This is a genomic window from Streptomyces sp. NPDC050211 (assembly GCF_040656035.1).
Classification (GTDB): Bacteria; Actinomycetota; Actinomycetes; order Streptomycetales; family Streptomycetaceae; genus Streptomyces.
In genome coordinates this window covers 51922-66598 of sequence record NZ_JBFALC010000047.1, presented here as the reverse complement: position 1 = coordinate 66598, position 14677 = coordinate 51922, and the positions used below count along the sequence as shown (strand labels likewise).

General features: G+C 70.8%; 14 protein-coding genes. 7 read left to right on the top strand and 7 right to left on the bottom strand.

Going from position 1 to position 14677, the window contains the following annotated elements:
* Positions 1-109: 109 nt before the first annotated feature.
* The 3 genes from AB0I98_RS34830 to AB0I98_RS34820 all read right to left on the bottom strand — a co-directional run bounded on the left by AB0I98_RS34830 (position 110) and on the right by AB0I98_RS34820 (position 3731).
* The gene (locus AB0I98_RS34830; RefSeq protein WP_362948918.1) at positions 110-2386 is read right to left on the bottom strand and encodes a molybdopterin oxidoreductase family protein; all 2277 of its coding nucleotides are present in this window, start codon (positions 2384-2386) and stop codon (positions 110-112) included.
* Between the two features lie 129 nt (positions 2387-2515).
* The gene (locus tag AB0I98_RS34825) at positions 2516-3133 is read right to left on the bottom strand and encodes a TetR/AcrR family transcriptional regulator (protein ID WP_362948917.1); all 618 of its coding nucleotides are present in this window, start codon (positions 3131-3133) and stop codon (positions 2516-2518) included.
* Positions 3134-3185: 52 nt separating this feature from the next.
* Positions 3186-3731 carry a hypothetical protein gene (locus AB0I98_RS34820; RefSeq protein WP_362948915.1) on the bottom strand — a complete coding sequence of 182 codons (546 nt, stop codon included), beginning with the start codon at positions 3729-3731 and terminating at the stop codon, positions 3186-3188.
* A gap of 155 nt (positions 3732-3886) precedes the next feature.
* On the opposite strand from AB0I98_RS34820, the gene hmgA reads away from it, so the two are divergent.
* The 3 genes from hmgA to AB0I98_RS34805 all read left to right on the top strand — a co-directional run bounded on the left by hmgA (position 3887) and on the right by AB0I98_RS34805 (position 7214).
* Complete coding sequence (hmgA, locus tag AB0I98_RS34815) at positions 3887-5203, top strand: homogentisate 1,2-dioxygenase (protein WP_362948914.1); 1317 nt, start codon at positions 3887-3889, stop codon at positions 5201-5203.
* 27 nt (positions 5204-5230) lie between these two features.
* Positions 5231-5977: a GntR family transcriptional regulator gene (locus AB0I98_RS34810; protein ID WP_362948912.1), complete on the top strand. Its 747-nt coding sequence runs from the start codon at positions 5231-5233 to the stop codon at positions 5975-5977.
* Positions 5978-6056: 79 nt separating this feature from the next.
* Positions 6057-7214 (top strand): type ISP restriction/modification enzyme, encoded by a 1158-nt coding sequence (locus AB0I98_RS34805; RefSeq protein WP_362948911.1) that lies wholly within the window; start codon positions 6057-6059, stop codon positions 7212-7214.
* Between the two features lie 88 nt (positions 7215-7302).
* Here the strand turns inward: AB0I98_RS34805 and AB0I98_RS34800 are convergent, their stop codons facing one another.
* Positions 7303-8013: a TetR/AcrR family transcriptional regulator C-terminal domain-containing protein gene (locus AB0I98_RS34800; RefSeq protein WP_362948909.1), complete on the bottom strand. Its 711-nt coding sequence runs from the start codon at positions 8011-8013 to the stop codon at positions 7303-7305.
* A gap of 63 nt (positions 8014-8076) precedes the next feature.
* Between AB0I98_RS34800 and AB0I98_RS34795 the strand changes: the two genes are divergently transcribed.
* From AB0I98_RS34795 to AB0I98_RS34785, 3 genes are read left to right on the top strand one after another with little or no spacing between them, the layout of a single operon-like run.
* Positions 8077-9021: an ATP-binding cassette domain-containing protein gene (locus tag AB0I98_RS34795; RefSeq protein ID WP_362948907.1), complete on the top strand. Its 945-nt coding sequence runs from the start codon at positions 8077-8079 to the stop codon at positions 9019-9021.
* Positions 9018-9800, top strand: a complete 783-nt coding sequence (locus tag AB0I98_RS34790) for an ABC transporter permease (RefSeq protein ID WP_362948906.1) — start codon at positions 9018-9020, stop codon at positions 9798-9800. Before AB0I98_RS34795 ends, AB0I98_RS34790 begins: the two co-directional genes overlap by 4 nt.
* A gap of 37 nt (positions 9801-9837) precedes the next feature.
* Positions 9838-11046 (top strand): CaiB/BaiF CoA-transferase family protein, encoded by a 1209-nt coding sequence (locus tag AB0I98_RS34785; protein ID WP_362948904.1) that lies wholly within the window; start codon positions 9838-9840, stop codon positions 11044-11046.
* Between the two features lie 41 nt (positions 11047-11087).
* On the opposite strand, the gene AB0I98_RS34780 is transcribed toward AB0I98_RS34785, so the two are convergent.
* The 3 genes from AB0I98_RS34780 to AB0I98_RS34770 form a co-directional block, all read right to left on the bottom strand.
* Positions 11088-11357 (bottom strand): hypothetical protein, encoded by a 270-nt coding sequence (locus AB0I98_RS34780; RefSeq protein WP_362948902.1) that lies wholly within the window; start codon positions 11355-11357, stop codon positions 11088-11090.
* Positions 11358-11483: 126 nt separating this feature from the next.
* A complete protein-coding gene (locus tag AB0I98_RS34775) occupies positions 11484-12308 on the bottom strand; it encodes an anti-sigma factor (protein ID WP_362948901.1) in 825 nt (274 codons plus the stop codon).
* Positions 12305-12898 (bottom strand): sigma-70 family RNA polymerase sigma factor, encoded by a 594-nt coding sequence (locus AB0I98_RS34770; RefSeq protein WP_362948900.1) that lies wholly within the window; start codon positions 12896-12898, stop codon positions 12305-12307. The genes AB0I98_RS34775 and AB0I98_RS34770 overlap by 4 nt, the downstream gene beginning before the upstream one ends.
* Before the next feature lie 154 nt (positions 12899-13052).
* Between AB0I98_RS34770 and AB0I98_RS34765 the strand changes: the two genes are divergently transcribed.
* A complete protein-coding gene (locus AB0I98_RS34765; RefSeq protein WP_362948899.1) occupies positions 13053-14585 on the top strand; it encodes a DUF4331 domain-containing protein in 1533 nt (510 codons plus the stop codon).
* Positions 14586-14677: the final 92 nt, after the last annotated feature.

The window sequence follows — 14677 nt, the reverse complement described above, 5'->3', positions numbered from 1 at the left end:
TGAACTCCCACCGGAGTCGGCAGTGCGATGACGTTAGGTGCCGTCGAACGGCGTTAACAAGACGTTGACATGCGAGCAATAAGCGCAAAACTCCTGGTCACGGCTTTGCTCAGGTCAGCGGCGTGAGCTTTTCGGTCACGACTTCGGTCATGGCTTCGGTCACGGGGGAGATTTCCACGGGCACTCCGTTGAGGACCGCGTTGCCCGACAGCGGGTCGAGCAGGCTGCCGTCGAGGAGCTGGTTGACGTTGACGCCGGGGTCGGTGGAGGCGTGGCCGAGCCGGGTGCCGGGTCGGTTGTGCCCCCATCCGTGCGGCAGGCTGACCACGCCCTGCCGGACGCCGTCGGTGACCTCGGCCGGGGCGGTCACCTCTCCCCCGGCGCCCTTCAGACGCACCGGCGCCCCGTCGCGCACGCCGAGGCGTTCGGCGTCGGCGGGGTGGATGTGCAGGGTGCAGCGGTTGCTGCCGCCGGTGAGGGCGGGCACGTTGTGCATCCAGCTGTTGTTGGAGCGCAGATGGCGGCGGCCGATCAGGACGAGTCCGTCGGGCCGCTCGTCGAGGGCTCGCGTCAGCCGGGGCAGGTCGTCGGCGATCGGCTGCGGCAGCAGCTCGATCTTGCCGCTCGGGGTCTTCAGCGGCTGCGGCAGCCGCGGGCGCAGCGGTCCGAGGTCGATGCCGTGCGGATGCGCGAGGACCTTCTCCAGGGTCAGGCCGTCCGGTCGTACGCCGAACCCGTCGCCGTAGGGGCCGAGGCGCAGCATCATGTCGAGCCGCCGCTCGGGGCCGTTCTCGCCGGTGAGCTGCTCCGCCAGTTCCTGGGGGTCCCTGCCGTGGACGGGAGAGTGCGGCTCCTTGACGGCCTTGCCCAGGGTCTGCTGGACGACCAACGCGTCCACGGCCGCGGGGTCGGCGCCGTGCATGCCGGTCGCCGCGAGGGTCAGCCGGGCGAGGATCTCGCTCTCGGACATACGGCCGGGTTCGAGCGGGACGGCGGCGCGGGTGTAGCGGACCTGGTTGCGTACGGCGAAGGTGTTGAAGGCGAAGTCGTGGTGGGCGCTCTGCGAGGGCGGGGGCGGCGGCAGGACGACGTGGGCGTGGCGGGAGGTCTCGTTGAGGTAGGGGTCGACGCTGACCATGAAGTCGAGCGAGTCGAGGGCCTTGTCGAGCCGGTCACCGTCGGGGGCGGACAGCACCGGGTTGGCGGCGACGGCGATGAGGGCCCGGATCGGCTCGCCCTCGCGTGTGGCGGTGTCGATCTCCTCGGCGAGCGCGGACAGCGGCAACTCGCCTTTGGCCTCGGGGTGTTTGCTGACGCGGGAGTGCCAGCGGGCGAGCTGGAAGCCGCGGCCGGGTCCGGCGGGCCGGGGGGTCTTGTCGGTGGCCGCCTGCGGGAAGAGCGCGCCGCCGGGGCGGTCGAGGTTGCCGGTGAGGATGTTGAGGACGTCGACGAGCCAGCTGGCCAGGGTGCCGTGCGTGACGGTGCAGCTGCCGATGCGGGCGTAGACGGCGGCGGTGGGGGCGGCGGCGAGCTCGCGGGCGAGGGCGCGGATGACATCGGCGTCGATGTCGCAGGCGGCGGTGACGGCTTCGGGGGTGAAGTGCCGTACGGCGTCCCGGAGTTCTTCGACGCCCTGGACATGGGGCGTCAGGTCGCCGAGGTCGACAAGGTCCTCCTCGAAGAGGACGTACGTCATCGCCGCGAGCAGCAGGGCGTCCGTGCCGGGGCGGATGGCGAGGTGGCGGTCGGCGAGCTTGGCGGTGCGGGTGCGGCGCGGGTCGATGACGGTGAGGGTGCCGCCGCGGGCCTTGAGCGCCTTGAGCTTGCCGGGGAAGTCGGGGGCGGTGCACAGACTCCCGTTGGATTCCAGGGGGTTGGCGCCGATGAGGAGCAGGTGGTCGGTGTGGTCCAGGTCGGGTACGGGGATCGCGAGGGCGTCGCCGTAGAGGAGCCCGCTGGAGACGTGCTTGGGCATCTGGTCGACCGTGGAGGCGGTGAACAGACTGCGGGTCCCGAGGCCGGCGAGCAGGACGGGCGGGTAGAGGGCGCCGGCCATCGTGTGGACGTTCGGGTTGCCCAGGACGACGCCGACGGAGTTGGCGCCGTAGCGCTCGACGACCGGGCGGATACCGGCGGCGACCGCGTCGAACGCCTCCTGCCAGGGGGCCTCGCGCAGCTCGCCGTCCTTGCGGACGAGGGGGGTGCGCAGCCGGTCGGGGTCGCTGTCGACGGCGCCGAAGGAGGCGCCCTTGGGGCAGATGAACCCCTCGCTGAACACATCGTCGCGATCACCGCGGGCACCGGTGACACGGGTGCCCTCGATGGTGAGGGTCAGCCCGCAGGTGGCCTCACACAGGGGGCAGATTCGCAGGGCGGTGCGGGACACGGGTCCTCCCGGGGGCGGCGGCAACGGTGACGCACGAACTGCGGTCGAGCATACCGACCGGTATGCACGAGGGGGAGGGTCTGCCGGGGGTGAGGTCGGAAACCCGCGAGGGCCGGAGGGACGCGGGGGTCAGTCCAGGACTCGCGCCAGGTACGCCCGCAGCAGCTCCCGCGCCTCCTCGATGATCTTCTCGTCGCCCTCGGGAGCCACCCGGAAGGCCAGGTGGACGAGGGTGTCGGCGGTTTCCACGGCGATGAGGAAGGTGCGCCGCAGATCCTCGTCGGGGGTGCGGTCGAGATAGCCGGAGAGCAGGTCGGTGAGACGGTCGGCGACGCGGTGATTGGGCTCGGAGTGCCGGGTGCCGACCGGGATCTGGTTGCCGAAGTCGACGAGGGAGAAGCCGGGCGCGGTGCGTTTCATGGCGAGGTACTCGTCGAGGACGGCGTCCATCGCGGCCCGCCAGCCTCCGTCGCCGGCCCCCTCGAGGCGGGCGGTGATGCGTTCGGTGTAGCGCTCGAGGTTGCGCTGGGCCAGCGCGTCGGCCATCTGCCGTTTGTTGCCGAAGAAGCGGTAGACCGAGCCGATGGGGACGCCCGCGCGCTGGGCGACGGCACGGGTGCTCAGGTCGTCGTAGCCGACCTCGTCGAGGAGGTCGGCGCAGGCGTCGAGGATCCTGGTCAGCCGTTCTGCGCTGCGCCGCTGGATCGGCGCGCGACGGAGCGATGTCGCATGGGGCACGGGTTTCATGATGCCTCTCCGCCCGGGCCCGGTGAACCTCGCCCCCCATTGTCGGCCACATTCACCGGCCCGCGGGTGCACTGGTGGCCGCCGTCGGCCCCGGCTGCGACGCCGTGATGTCGGCCGTGCTCTCGACGGGCTCGCCGTCCACGGCCCACACCGTGCCATCGTCGGCGTAGAGCCGGACGGTGACGTGGTGCGTGCCGCGCTGGACGAGGTCCGCCGGGAGACGGTACTCGGGGGCACGGAGCCGGGCGATGCGGCGGCCGTCGACGAAGAGGTGGGCGAGACCCCGGCCGGGCACGGCCTCGGCCTTGGTGCCGGGCGGCGAGAAGCGGAAGTCGCGGACCGTCAGGCGTACGTCCCAGCCCTCGTCGGCGTCCGGCTGCACCTCGATGCCGACCTCGGGTGCGTCCTGGTCGTCCACCTCGCGGTAGCGCCGCCCCTCGTCATCGGTGGCATCGAGGAGCTCGCCGACCGGTGACATCGATTCCCCGTTCTTCCGGCTCCCGCCCTCGCCCGCGCCACCGGAACCGCAGCCCGCCGCTCCGGCCAGGAGCAGGACACAGACCGCGAGCGCTGCGAGCAGTACACGCGTCCACGACATGGCGGCGAGCGTAGAACAACGGTCCGACACCTCGAATCCCCCTGGAGTCTGGTTCTCGGCGTACACCCTGAGGAGGTCATGCGGACCCTCTTGCGCTCGCGAAACCGCAATCCTACGGTGGAGCATAGGAATCAGATCGCGAGGGAGCACTGATCATGAGCGGGGACGCACGGAAGACCGCTGAGGGGCTGACCTACCTCTCCGGTTTCGGCAATGAGCACAGCTCCGAGGCGGTCCCGGGCGCCCTGCCCGAGGGCCGCAACTCGCCCCAGCGCGCCCCGCTCGGGCTGTACGCGGAGCAGCTCAGCGGTACGGCGTTCACCGAGCCCCGCGCCCACAACCGCCGCTCCTGGCTGTACCGGATCCGCCCCTCCGCCGCGCACCCCGCGTTCACGCGCACGGAGAACGGCTCGATCCGTACGGCGCCCTTCACCGAGTCGGTGCCCGACCCGAACCGGCTGCGCTGGAACCCCCTGCCCGAGCCGCCGGTCGGCACGGACTTCCTGCGGGGCCTGTGGACCCTGGGCGGCAACGGCGACGCGACCCAGCGCACCGGTATCGCCGTGCACCTCTATCACGCCAACTCCTCCATGGACCGCGTCTTCAGCGACGCCGACGGCGAGCTGCTGATCGTGCCGGAGCACGGCGGGCTGCTGCTGCGCACGGAGTTCGGGCTGTTGCATGTGGAGCCGGGACATGTGGCGCTGGTTCCTCGTGGGGTGCGCTTCCGTGTGGAGCTGCTGGATGCTTCTGCCCGGGGTTATGTGTGCGAGAACTATGGGGCGCCGTTCCAGCTGCCCGACCTCGGCCCGATCGGCGCCAACGGACTTGCCAACGCCCGGGATTTCCGGGCGCCCGTGGCCGCGTACGAGGAGGTCGAGGGTCCGGTCGAGGTGGTGAACAAGTTCTGCGGAAACCTGTGGACGGCCACTTACGACCACTCCCCGCTCGACGTGGTCGCCTGGCACGGCAACCATGTGCCCTACGCCTATGACCTGCGCCGCTTCAATGTGCTCGGCACCATCAGCTACGACCACCCGGACCCGTCGATCTTCACGGTGCTGACGTCGCCGAGCGACACCCCGGGGCTCGCGGGCGTGGACTTCGTCGTGTTCGCGCCGCGCTGGCTGGTGGGCGAGGACACGTTCCGGCCGCCGTACTTCCACCGGAACGTGATGAGCGAGTACATGGGGCTCATCGAGGGGGCGTACGACGCGAAGGCGGAGGGCTTCGTACCGGGCGGCGGGTCACTGCACAACATGATGTCGGCGCACGGCCCGGACCGGGAGACCTTCGACCGCGCGAGCGCCGCCGAGCTGCGGCCGCACAAGGTCGACGACGGGCTGGCGTTCATGTTCGAGACCCGCTGGCCGGTGACGCTGACCGCGCAGGCGGCCGGGGCGGAGCATCTGCAGCGCGGGTACGACGACGTGTGGCGGGGCCTCGAACGCCACTTCCGCCCCTTGCACTGAGGATCGCCTGCCGGTACGGATGGCCCAATGACCTCCTTCGCCCCGGACTCGATCGTCCTGAACCGCAAGCTGCCGCTCTGGTATCAGGTGTCGCAGTCGCTGCGCGCGTCGATCCTCGGCCGCTCACCCCAGGACCCGCTGCGGCTGCCGACCGAGGAGCAGCTGGCGGGGCACTACGGCGTGAGCGTGCTGACCATGCGGCAGGCGCTGAAGGAGCTGGAGGACGAGGGGCTGATCACCCGCCATCGCCGGCGCGGCACGTTCATCGAGCCGGATGCCATCATGGGCGCCCCGGTGCGGCTGCTCGGCTCCGTGGACGCGATCGTGGCCCAGCAGTCCGGCATGACGACCGAGCTCCTCGACCACGGCAAGGCGCCTGTGCCGGGCGAACTCGCCGAGTACTTCCCGGATCTCGACGAGGTGGCGACGTATCACCGGCTGCGCAGCGACGAGAAGACGGGCGAGCCGACGAACCACGCCCGCAATTACGTGCGTCCTGAACTGGCCACGCGTATCGATCCCGCCGATCTGTTGCGCTGGCCGATGACCAAGGTGCTGCGGGATGTCGTCGGGGCGGACATCAGCCGGATCACGGACACGGTGGAGGCGAGGCTCGCCGATCCGGAGACGGCTCGGCTGCTCCAAGTGCCGTTGCTCAGCCCGATTCTGCACTACACGGGGGTGACGTACGACGTGGACGGCCGGGTCCTGGACGCGGCGGTGATCCATTACCGAGGCGACCGGTTCTCCTTCACGGTGACCCTCGATGCGTAGCTTTGTCTGCGGGTTTGTGGGGGCTTGTCGCGCAGTTCCCCGCGCCCCTTCGGGGCGCTTGTCTTAGGCAAGTCCTACGATGCTCTGCGTGACGCGCGACGACGCTCCGCTGCTGGCGGATCTTATGCCGTGGTCTGTCGCATCGCCGCGGATCGGGCGGGGGTGGCCGACGGGTCCCGATGCGGCGTCCCTGAAAGCTCGATGGGATGCGTTGGTGAAGGCTGAGGGGCCGGATCGGGAGGCGTTGTTCGAGCCGACTCGGTCGCGGACGCTGTACTCGGCGGTCGGGCAGTTGCCGGGGCAGAGCAGCGGTACGGAGAAGCTGGCCCGGGCCGCCGGGCCCTGCGCGGAACCCGTGCGCGTGCTGCACGCGCCCTTCGATGAGCAGTGGCTGATCCCTGATCACCGGTTGATCGATGTGGCCCGGCCGGAGTTGTGGCGGGTGGCGGACGAGCGGCAGGTGTTCGTTGCCGAGACGGCGGGCGGCGGGGCCGGGCCGGTTCTCCTGGCGACTTCGCTGCTGCCGCTGCTGCGGCCCGGCCGTGTCCGGCCGCTGTATCGGCGTCCGGGCGGGGTGGACCCGAACCTGGCGCCGGGCCTGTTGGAGTTCCTGGGTGAGCGTCTGGGCGAGGTGCCGGAGCCGGCGGACGTGCTGGCCTGGATCATGGCGGCGGTCCGTGTCGACCTCGCCGTGCCCCTCACCGGGGACCCCGAACTCTGGGCGCAGGGCGTGGAGTCGGGCCGCCGGACGCTCCGGCTGCTGTGCCGCGACGGCGAGCGCCCGAAGCTCCCCGGCGGTCGCCGGCCCTACGTCCGCGCCCCGCTTCCCACCCGACCGCACACCCTTCTCTACGACCGTGAGGAGGAGGCCCTCCAGATCGACGAGGGCCGTATCTCCCCGGTGCCGCCCGAGGCCTGGGACTTCGAGGTGAGCGGGGTCCGGGTGCTGGAGGCATGGTTCACGGCACGGACGGCACCCGCCGAACCACCGGGCACCCTCGAGGCGATCCGCCCGGCCACCTGGCCCCAGCCCTGGACGTCGGAGCTGCTCGAGCTGATCACCGTACTGGCCCTGCTCTCCGAAGTCCCGCCCCTCCCGGACCAGTTGACGTCCCCCGTCACAGCAACCGACCTGCACAAGGCGGCCGTACTCCCACCGCCACCCCAGTCCCGTCGCCCGGCATCGGTACTGGACACACACGAGGAGGGCCCGGAGGGCCAACTGACGCTGCTCTAGCGCCCCGAAGGGGCGCGGGGCTGTATCGATTTGCGGCTCCGCCGCGTGGGCGCGACCAGCCACAACGCACCCGACGAACTACCAGGCGCTAGCCCGGTTCGAACGCATCCAGCACCCGCCCCAGCGCCCGCTCAAACACCCCCTCCAGATCGATCGGCCCGCTCTGCTCCATAAACGCCGCGGCCAGTCGCGGATACGCCCCGGTGGCCACCTGGCTCCCGAGGTAGGCGATACGGACCGCGTTCTCCTCCTCCGCGGACCACGGCATGGACCGAGTGCGCTCGGCGGTGGCGATCTCGTTCGCGGTGTATGTCGTCACCACGCCGTTGAGCAGCGCGACCAGCTCCATCTTGGCGCTGTACGGGAGGTCGAGCGGTTCGAGGCAGTCCAGGCAGTGCTCCAGGTAGCGCAGGGAGTTGGGGCTGAAGCCGTACACGCCCGACATCAGCCGCGGCACCCAGGTGTGGCGGTGCATGATGGCGCGCGTCTCGCGCGCGTTGCGGAGCATGTCCGCGCGCCAGTCGCCCGAGGGCTCCCGGATGTCGTGCTCGGCACCGATGGCATCGATCATCAGCTCGTACAGGTCCTCCTTGCGGGGGACGTAGTTGTAGAGCGACATCGTGCCGCAGCCCAGCTCACCGGCCACCCGCCGCATCGAGAGCGCGTCCAGCCCCTCCGCGTCGGCGACCCGCACCGCCGCCGCCGCGATGTCGGCGCGGGTGTACGCGGGTTTCGGCCCCCGGCCCGTCCGCTCGGGACGTGCCCAGATCACTTCGGGTTCGGCCGCTCGGCCCGCCATCGATCATCACCTCGGCCTCCATCCTAGTTACGTACAGCGTACGTAGTGCGCTATGGTCGGCCCATGACTTCTACGTACGCTGTACTTAGTGAGGGTCTGGAGAAGCGGTTCGGGACGGTTCACGCCCTGCGCGGACTGGACCTGGCCGTCGCGCAGGGCACGGTCTGCGGAGTCCTCGGGCCCAACGGGGCGGGCAAGACCACCGCCGTCCGGCTGCTCACCACGCTGCTGCGGCCCGACGCGGGATCGGCTCGGGTCGCGGGGCACGACCTCGCACGGGAGGCGGCTGCCGTACGCGGCCGGATAGGCGTCACCGGGCAGTACGCGTCGGTCGACGGGGACCTCACCGGGCGGCAGAACCTGCAGCTGTTCGCGCGGCTGCACCGGGTGCGCGGGCCTGCCGAGCGGGCGGGCGAGCTGCTGGACCGCTTCGGGCTGGCCGAGGCCGCCGACCGGCCCGCGTCCACCTACTCGGGCGGGATGCGGCGCCGCCTGGACCTGGCGGCGAGCCTGATCCGCCGCCCCGACGTGCTCTTCCTCGACGAGCCCACCACCGGCCTCGACCCGGCCACCCGCAACCAGATCTGGGACGCGGTCCGCGACCTCAAGGCGGACGGCACGACCGTGCTGCTCACCACCCAGTACCTGGACGAGGCCGATCAACTCGCCGACGACATCGCCCTGGTGGACCGCGGACGGGTCGCCCACACCGGCTCCCCCGCTCAACTCAAGGCGCTCATCGGCTCGTACGCCGAGGTCGTCGTCGCCCACGCCGACGCCCTGACCGAGGCCGCCGCCGTCCTGGACCAACTCACCGGCAGCGAGCCCTCGTTCGACCGCGAACGCAACGCGGTCGGCGCGGTCACCGCCGACCGGACCCTCACCGTCCCCCGTCTCGTCCGCGAACTCGACGCGGCGGGCGTCCCGTTGCTCGACGCGAGCCTGCGACCGCCCAGCCTCGACGACGTCTTCCTCCGACTGACCGCCGGAAAGGAACTGGTGGCATGAGTACCTTGGCGTTCGACGGCACCGCCATGCTCGGCCGGCAGTTGCGGCGGGTGCGGAACAACCCGGGACTGCTGATCCTCACCCAGACCATGCCGATCACGATGCTGCTGTTCTTCGGCTATGTCTTCGGCAGCGCCCTCGCCATGCCGGGCGCGGAGTACCGGTCCTTCCTCGTGCCGGGGCTGCTGGTGGCGACCGCGGCCAACGGGATCATGACGGGGATGTTCCAGGCGGCCCAGGACTCGCACCGAGGCGTGATGGACCGGCTCCGCACCCTGCCGATGAGCCGAGGCGCCGTCCCCCTCGGCCAGGCGGTCGCCGATGTCGTCGTCACCGCCGTCGGGACGGTGCCGTATCTGCTGGTCGGGCTCGCGGTGGGCTGGCGCGTCGAGGGGGCCGCGCTGGAAGCGGTGGGCGCTGTCGGGCTGTTGCTGCTGTTCCGGTTCGCCTGCACCTGGGTCGGGATCTTCCTCGGGCTGCTGTCGCGGAGCGAGGAGGCCGCCGGTCAGCTCGGCAGCGCGACCTTCATGCTGCCGCTGCTGTCCAACGCCTACATCCCCACGGACAATCTGCCGGGCTGGCTGCGCGCGATCGCCGAGTGGAACCCGATCAGCGCGGTGACCACGGCCCTGCGGGACCTGTTCGGCAACGCTCCGGTGCCGGAGGGTTCCGCCTGGCCGGTGGCGCATCCCGTGGCCGGGTCGCTGGCCTGGTGCGCGGTGCTGATCGCCGTCTTCGGGCCGCTCGCCGTACGCCGGTACGCACGCGGCGAGCGATGAGGCAGGCCCTCCTTCCGCGGAGCGCCACCCGTGGGTCATGATCCACGGCATGGATCCCCTTCCCCTGCCCCTCGAAGGCATCACCGTCGTCTCCGTCGAACAGGCCGTCGCCGCCCCCTTCGCCACCCGTCAGCTCGCCGACCTGGGCGCCCGTGTCATCAAGGTCGAGCGGATCGACGGCGGCGACTTCGCCCGCGGCTACGACACCGCCGCACGCGGGCTCGCCTCGCACTTCGTGTGGTGCAACCGGGGCAAGAAGTCGATCGCTCTCGATCTGAAGGACCCGCGCGGGCTCGATGTCGTACGGCGGCTGGTGGCGGACGCGGATGTGTTCGTCCAGAACCTCGCACAGGGGGCCGCCGCCCGGCTCGGGCTCGACGCGGCCACGCTGTGCGCGGCGCACCCGCGGCTGGTCGCCGTGGACATCTCCGGATACGGGGCGTCGGGGCCGTACGCGGACAAGCGGGCGTACGACATGCTCGTCCAGTGCGAGGCGGGGCTGGTGTCGGTCACCGGGACGCCGGAGCAGCCGGTGAAGGCGGGGATTCCGGCGGCCGACATCGCGGCGGCCATGTACGCCTTCTCGGGTGTCCTCGCGGCGCTCGTACGGCGGGGGACGACGGGTCGTGGCGGGCCGGTCGAGGTGTCGATGCTGGAGGCGCTCGCGGAGTGGATGGGGCATCCGCTGCACCATGTGATGCACGACGGCACACCCCCGGCGCGCACCGGGCTCGCGCACGCCGTCATCGCGCCGTACGACGCCTATCCGACGGCGGGCGGCGGGCGGGTGCTGCTGTCGGTGCAGAACGACCGGGAGTGGCGGCGGCTGGCCGAACAGGTGCTGGAGCGGCCGGAGTTGGGGAGTGATCCGGCGTACGCGACGAACGCGGCGCGGGTGGCGAACCGGGAACGTACGGACGCGGCCGTCGCGAAGGCGCTGGCCGCGCTGGATCCCGATACGGCCGTGGCGCGGCTGGAGGCCGCGGGTATCGCCTGCGCCAGGCTCAGGGACGTACGGGAGGTCGCGGAGCATCCGCAGCTGGCGGCCAGGGGGCGGTGGCGGGAGGTGGAGTCGCCGGTGGGGCCGCTACGGGCACTGCTGCCGCCCATCACCATGCCGGGCGGGGACGAGGCACGGATGGGGGCCGTGCCCGCGCTCGGGGAGCACACCGAAACGTTGCTGCGTGCCGTGGGGATGACGGACGAGGAGATCACAGCGTTGCGTCGGGACGGTGTGGCGGCCTGAGCGCGGGACTCGAGGAACGGTCTCGAGAAGCGCGGTATCGCTCAGCGGTCGCCGAACAGCGAACGACGCAGCCGGCGCAGTGGCGCGAAGAGCGAGAGTCGGCCCACCTTCTTGCCCCTGTCGCTGCGCTGGTGCGCGGAGTCACGTGCGGTGATCTCGCGCATCAGCGAGGTCGCCTCGGCTGCCTCCGTGTGCGGCACGGCAGGACCTGCCAGTACCGAGAGATGGCGGTCGAGGCGCGAACTGGTCGCGCTGCTCCCGTAGGTGATCGCAGGGACCCTCGCCCTGCTGCGCACTGTTATCTGTTCCATGTCACTCCCCACCCGTACGAGTCCACCCGGCCCGGGCAGGGTAACCCTATCGCCCCCATGGGGCACTCGTGTATCGCGGTCACAGGATTCACCTTCCCCGTAAGGGGGTTGACGACTCTTCTCCAGTTACTCTCCGAATCCAACCGATTTCAGGGCGAGTTGGACAACGGGCTGGGTAGTGGGCTGCTCCGATCCTCCGTCGGGCTCCACGGTCACAGCCAGTGATGTCGCGGACTTCTCCAGTCCGGCCGCGACCAAGGGCGTGTCGCCCTCGAAAAGGCCGAGGGAGCGCGGTTGCTCGTCGGGGCGCATGACCCAGAGCTGGTTCACCCTGCCGCTCGGCAGATCGCCGTATCCGCTCAGGGTGACCACCGCGCTCCCCTCGGATGCCGAGGCGACGACTCCGATGCTTCGGCCCTGCGCGTCCCGTCCGGTGCTCGAGCGCGCGTCCGGTGCCGCGAGAACGTGGGCGATCTCACGTGCCTGCGCCCGCTGGGCGTCCAGCTGGTCCTGTGTCCGGTTGGCCTGCACGGCGAAGAGCGAGGCGACGACCAGGGCCGCGGCTGCCGTCGCGGTGGCGAACGGGACGAAGAGGGGGCGCCCCCGGCGCGGACGGGCGCGGGCGGGCAGCGGCTCGGTGCCCCAGACGTGCGGCGGCAGCTGGGGCGTACGCGCGCGTGCCGGTTCGGGCCGTGCGGCGGGTTCCTGGGGAGTGGCGCGTACGGCGGCCAGGACCCGGTCCCGCATCGCGGCCGGCGCGGGTGCGGCCGTGGACCAGGCGAGGCGGACGGCGTCCTCGGTGAGGGCGCGTACCTCGGCGGCACACAGGGGGCAGTCGTCGAGGTGTTTCTCGAAGCGCACGCGTTCCGCCGGTTCCAGGGCGTCGAGGGCATAGGGGGCGGCCAGGGAGTGCAGGTCCTCGCGGCGGAGCAGTCGGTCGAGGAAGCTCATGCGACACCTCCCAGGCATTCGCGCAGCCGGGTCAGTCCGTCGCGCATCCGGGTCTTGACCGTACCGAGCGGCAGCGAGAGCTGCTCGGCCACTTCACGGTACGTAAGCCCGTCGTAGTAGGCGAGGGTGACGGACTGCCGTTGGAGCACGGTGAGGCTGTCCAGGCAGCGGCGTACCCACTCGCGTTCGAGTCCGGCCTCGACCTCCTCGGAGACCTGGTCGAAGGCGGGGCTGTGGGAGCGGCGTGCCTCGCGCTGCTCGCGTTCGCCGGCCGCGCGGGCGCTGCGCACCCGGTCCACGGCGCGGCGGTGGGCGAGGGTGAGGATCCAGGACAGGGCGCTGCCCCGGCCGGGGTCGAACCGCGCGGCGGACCGCCAGAGTTCGAGCAGCACCTCCTGTGACACCTCCTCCGACTGCGCCGGGTCGCGTACGACTCGCTTGACGAGTCCGTACACCGGCCCGGACACCAGTCCGTACAGCTTCTCGAAGGCCTTCTGGTCGCCCCCCGCCACCAGCACCAGAAGCTCGTCCGCCTCCACCCGGTCCCCCTCTCTTCGGCCGCACGGGGCCGATCCCGTCCCACGAGGCATTCGCAACGAACCCACCTCCGGATGGGGTTACGGATCAGCGTGCCCGAAACGCCAGTCCAGCAACGGGAAATTTTGTTTTGAGGTTCGACCAATCCGCCCCGCCACCGGCGCCGAATCCTGGTGCGTCAGGCAAGTTGGACTGAGGACGGACGGCATGACACCTATCTCCAGGAGCGGCGTGGGCGCGCGGAGCCTCGCGACCCTCGTATGTGGTGCGCTGGCCGCCGGGGCGCTCGCAGCCGCCGGCGTGGCCACGCTGGAACCGGGGGCGGCCTCCGCCTCCAGCCACCGGGAGGCCCCGCTGATCTCGGGGACCCCGCAGTACGACAACACGGACGTGTACGCGTTCGTCAGCCCGGACAAGCCGGACACGACGACGATGGTCGCGAACTGGATCCCGTTCGAGGAGCCGGCCGGCGGACCGAACTTCTTCACGTTCGCCGAGGACGCCCAGTACGACATCCACATCGACAACAACGGCGACGCCCAAGGCGAGTTGCTGTTCCGCTACACCTTCAAGACGCACATCAAGAACGACAAGACGTTCCTGTACAACACCGGTCCGGTGGAGAGCCTGGACGACCCCGACCTGAACATCACGCAGACGTACGACATCGATCTGCTGCGGCTGAAGGACCAGCACCTGGTGTCGAAGACGAAGGTCGCGGACGACGTTCCGGTGGCCCCGTCCAACGTCGGCAAGGCGTCGATGCCGGACTACGCCAAGCTGCGCTCCGAGGCCGTGCACGAACTGACCAGCGGCGCCACGACGTTCGCCGGTCAGGCGGACGACCCGTTCTTCCTGGACCTGCGCGTCTTCGACCTGCTGTACGGCGGGAACCTCTCCGAGGTCGGCAACGACACGCTCAAGGGCTACAACGTCAACTCCATCGCCCTGCAGGTCCCCACCGACATGATCACCGAGTCGGCGGAGCAGCCGATCGTCGGTATCTGGTCGACGACCCAGCGCAAGAACGCGAAGGGGCAGTTCACCCAGGTCTCGCGGCTCGGCAGCCCGCTGGTGAACGAGGTCGTCAACCCGCTCAAGGACAAGGACACGTTCAACGCGTCCTCGCCGTGGGATGACGCGCAGTTCCTGAAGAACGTGACCAACCCCGAACTTCCGAAGCTCATCGAGGCGATCTACAAGATCGACGCCCCGGACGAGCCGCGCAACGATCTCGTGGACGTCTTCCTCAAGGGCGTCGAGGGCCTCAACCAGCCGCCGCACGTACGCGCGTCGGAGCAGCTGCGGCTCAACACGTCGATCAAGCCGGCTGCCGAACCGAAGCGGCTCGGCGTCCTCGACGGCGACAACGCGGGCTTCCCGAATGGGCGTCGGCTGACCGACGACGTGCTCGACGCCTCGTTGCAGGTCGTCGAGGGTGAACTGGTCGGCGCCAAGAACGACTTGGGTGACGCGGTCGACAAGAACGACAAGGACTTCGAGAAGGCGTTCCCGTACGTCGCACTGCCGACCGAGGGTTCGCGCGGTCCGCTCGCCAAGGGCACGACCGGGGACAACGACGTGCGGAACCAGCTGGGCGACGCGCTTCAGCCGGCCGGCTCCGGCGGTTCGGAAGACACCACCCTGATCGCCGCTTCAGCGGGTGCCGGTGCGGCGGGCATCCTGCTGATCGGCGGGGGGCTCATGTGGTGGCGGCGTATGCGGGGTCGGGCGTACTGACTCTGGCGGATCGTGGGGAGCTGCGGGTCCGTTGTGGCTGGTCGCGCAGTTCCCCGCGCCCCTGTCGGGGCGCTGTTCCCGCCCCAAATCCC

What these genes read in the sequence shown, in the direction of transcription:
- AB0I98_RS34795 (WP_362948907.1), top strand. Translation starts at nt 8,077, where the DNA reads ATGACTTCTACGTACGCTGTACTTAGTGAGGGTCTGGAGAAGCGGTTC.
- AB0I98_RS34775 (WP_362948901.1), bottom strand. Translation starts at nt 12,308, where the DNA reads ATGAGCTTCCTCGACCGACTGCTCCGCCGCGAGGACCTGCACTCCCTG.
- AB0I98_RS34770 (WP_362948900.1), bottom strand. Translation starts at nt 12,898, where the DNA reads ATGCCTCGTGGGACGGGATCGGCCCCGTGCGGCCGAAGAGAGGGGGAC.
- AB0I98_RS34805 (WP_362948911.1), top strand. Translation starts at nt 6,057, where the DNA reads ATGCTCTGCGTGACGCGCGACGACGCTCCGCTGCTGGCGGATCTTATG.
- AB0I98_RS34790 (WP_362948906.1), top strand. Translation starts at nt 9,018, where the DNA reads ATGAGTACCTTGGCGTTCGACGGCACCGCCATGCTCGGCCGGCAGTTG.
- AB0I98_RS34765 (WP_362948899.1), top strand. Translation starts at nt 13,053, where the DNA reads ATGACACCTATCTCCAGGAGCGGCGTGGGCGCGCGGAGCCTCGCGACC.
- AB0I98_RS34785 (WP_362948904.1), top strand. Translation starts at nt 9,838, where the DNA reads ATGATCCACGGCATGGATCCCCTTCCCCTGCCCCTCGAAGGCATCACC.
- AB0I98_RS34825 (WP_362948917.1), bottom strand. Translation starts at nt 3,133, where the DNA reads ATGAAACCCGTGCCCCATGCGACATCGCTCCGTCGCGCGCCGATCCAG.
- AB0I98_RS34810 (WP_362948912.1), top strand. Translation starts at nt 5,231, where the DNA reads ATGACCTCCTTCGCCCCGGACTCGATCGTCCTGAACCGCAAGCTGCCG.
- hmgA (WP_362948914.1), top strand. Translation starts at nt 3,887, where the DNA reads ATGAGCGGGGACGCACGGAAGACCGCTGAGGGGCTGACCTACCTCTCC.
- AB0I98_RS34800 (WP_362948909.1), bottom strand. Translation starts at nt 8,013, where the DNA reads ATGGCGGGCCGAGCGGCCGAACCCGAAGTGATCTGGGCACGTCCCGAG.
- AB0I98_RS34780 (WP_362948902.1), bottom strand. Translation starts at nt 11,357, where the DNA reads ATGGAACAGATAACAGTGCGCAGCAGGGCGAGGGTCCCTGCGATCACC.
- AB0I98_RS34820 (WP_362948915.1), bottom strand. Translation starts at nt 3,731, where the DNA reads ATGTCGTGGACGCGTGTACTGCTCGCAGCGCTCGCGGTCTGTGTCCTG.